The 2332-nt window shown below is 65.5% G+C and carries 2 protein-coding genes and 2 pseudogenes; 3 read left to right on the plus strand and 1 reads right to left on the minus strand.

Translation table 11 applies throughout. From position 1 onward, the window contains the following. Positions 1-174 precede the first annotated feature (174 nt). Both VMR03_RS02330 and msrA read left to right on the plus strand, forming a co-directional pair. Complete coding sequence (locus tag VMR03_RS02330; RefSeq protein WP_325401889.1) at positions 175-804, plus strand: mismatch-specific DNA-glycosylase; 630 nt, start codon at positions 175-177, stop codon at positions 802-804. After that, the gene (msrA, locus tag VMR03_RS02335; protein WP_325401891.1) at positions 764-1420 is read left to right on the plus strand and encodes a peptide-methionine (S)-S-oxide reductase MsrA; all 657 of its coding nucleotides are present in this window, start codon (positions 764-766) and stop codon (positions 1418-1420) included. Before VMR03_RS02330 ends, msrA begins: the two co-directional genes overlap by 41 nt. Positions 1421-1609: 189 nt before the next feature. On the opposite strand, the pseudogene VMR03_RS02340 reads toward msrA, so the two are convergent. Next, a pseudogene (locus VMR03_RS02340) lies at positions 1610-1996 on the minus strand (sigma-70 family RNA polymerase sigma factor); the annotation flags it as partial. Here VMR03_RS02340 and VMR03_RS18970 point away from each other — a divergent pair. After that, positions 1984-2332, plus strand: a pseudogene (locus VMR03_RS18970) (hypothetical protein); the annotation flags it as partial. The pseudogenes VMR03_RS02340 and VMR03_RS18970 overlap by 13 nt on opposite strands.

Here is a 2332-nt window from a genome sequence, read left to right on the forward strand (position 1 = left end):
TCTTACCCCTCGCCCGCTTGCGGGAGAGGGAGGGGCCCGCCGCCGCGAGGCGGTGGGAGGGTGAGGGCGGGGATAAGTTTCGCGAAAAATATTCCGTGTGCCGCGCCTCTTGACCAGCGTGACGCTGCTTCCCATCTATCCGGCTATCTCCCGAACTATGCCCGGAGGGCGAAGGTGACCGAAAAGCTGCCCGATCAGCTTCGCGAGGGGCTGAACCTCGTCTTCGTCGGCACGGCGGCGGGGCATCGTTCGGCGGCGGAGGGGGCTTACTATGCGCATCCGGGGAACCGCTTCTGGCGGACGCTGCATGAGGTCGGCCTGACGCCGAGGCTTTTCGCGCCGCATGAGTTTCCGAGGCTCGTCGAGCTCGGGATCGGTTTCACGGATATGTCGAAAATCGGATCGGGCATGGATCACGAGATCGCGCCCGAACATTTCGACGCGACGCTGTTCGAGACCAAGATGCGCCGCTTCCGCCCCCGCGCCATCGCTTTCACCAGCAAGAAGGCCGCGAGCGTCTGGCTCGGGCAGCCGACGGGGAAGATCGGGCTCGGCCGGCAGGCGCCGGCACTGCCGGATTTCCCGGAGGTCTTCGTCCTCTGCTCGCCCCCGGCGCGGCGACGAAATACTGGGACATCGGGCCGTGGCGGGAATTGGCGGATTGGCTCGGGCGCACGAAGACGTGATTGCGCGCAAGACCTGACAGGGCTTTTGCGAAGGCATAGGATTGCCCATATCCGGGCTCCAAGAATGGAGGTGCTGAATGTTCAATCTGCGCAAGAAGATCGAGATGCCCGCGCCTGACGAGGCGCTGAAGGGGCGAGGGACGCCGCTGCCGACGGCGGAGCGGCACTTCGTCAATGGGGCGCCGCTGAAGGGGCCTTATCCGGCGGGCAGCGAGACGGCGATTTTCGGCCTCGGCTGTTTCTGGGGCGCGGAGCGGAAGTTCTGGCAGGTGCCGGGCGTCGTCGTGACGGCGGTCGGCTATGCGGCGGGCTATACGCCGAACCCGACCTATGAGGAGGTCTGCACCGGCCGCACCGGGCACAACGAGGTCGTGCTTGTCGTCTACGATCCGAAGAAGGTGTCCTACGAGACGCTGCTCAAGACCTTCTGGGAAAGCCACAACCCGACGCAGGGCATGCGGCAGGGCAACGATATCGGCACGCAGTACCGTTCGGGCATCTATGTGACGAGCGCGGCGCAGCGCGAGGCGGCGAAAGCATCGAAGGCGATGTATGCGGCCGAACTCGGCAAGCAGGGTTACGGCGCGATCACGACCGAAATCCTCGACGCGCCGGAGTTCTTTTTCGCCGAGGATTATCACCAGCAATATCTGGCGAAGAATCCCGCCGGCTATTGCGGCCTCGGCGGCACGGGCGTGAGCTGCCCCATCGGGACCGGGGTGGCGGCGGAGTAAGGCCGGACCTGCCTTTTACCCTTGATGTCATCCCGGCCTTGTGCCGGGATCCAAGGGCGACAAATGCCGAGCGTGCGGCCCCTGGGCCCCGGGACAAGCCCGGGGTGACAGTTGTTTTGGGCTTGGTGTAAAACGAAAAAAGGCCGCCCGGTTCGGGGCGGCCTTTTTATTTATCTGTGGGCGGAACAATCACGCGTTGGCGATGGCTTCCTTGCGGGCATCGGACTGGTCGCGCATGGCGGCGCGCATCGCTTTCTGCAGCTTCTCGAAGGCGCGGACCTCGATCTGGCGGACGCGCTCGCGGCTGATGCCGTATTCCTGCGAGAGGTCTTCGAGTGTCGCCGGCTCGTCCTTCAGCCGCCGCTCGGTCAGGATGTGCATCTCGCGCTCGTTGAGCGTCTGCATCGCCTGGGCGAGCATCTCGTGGCGCAGGCCCATCTCTTCCTGATCGCCGAGCACGGTTTCCTGATCGGCGCTGTCGTCGACCAGCCAGTCCTGCCATTCGCCGCCTTCGGAATCCTGCCTCAGCGGCGCGTTGAGCGAATTGTCGGGACCGGAGAGACGCCGGTTCATCGAGGTGCCGCGAATGGGCGGAGGCGCCCTCGGCGCATCTGCAGGGAAGCCTCGATGGCATCGGCGACGTCGCCGCCATCCTCTCGGAAGCGCTCAAGCAGCTGCCCGACGACCGCAAGACGGTGCGTCCGCTGCGCCGCCTGGTCGAGGAGCGCATCGCCGGCTTCCACAACGCGCTCGCCGCCGTCAAGCGCGAGCACGAATTCGCCTCCATCCGCGTCATCAACCTCGCGGTGCTGGCGCGCGACATCAACAAGCTCATCGTGAACCTCGATCATGAGGTGAAGTCGCCGCAGAGCGGCGAGGTGGTGCATTGGGCGGGCGCGCTGGTGGCGACCT

It is taken from the genome of Parvibaculum sp. (assembly GCF_035511255.1).
GTDB lineage: Bacteria > Pseudomonadota > Alphaproteobacteria > Parvibaculales > Parvibaculaceae > Parvibaculum.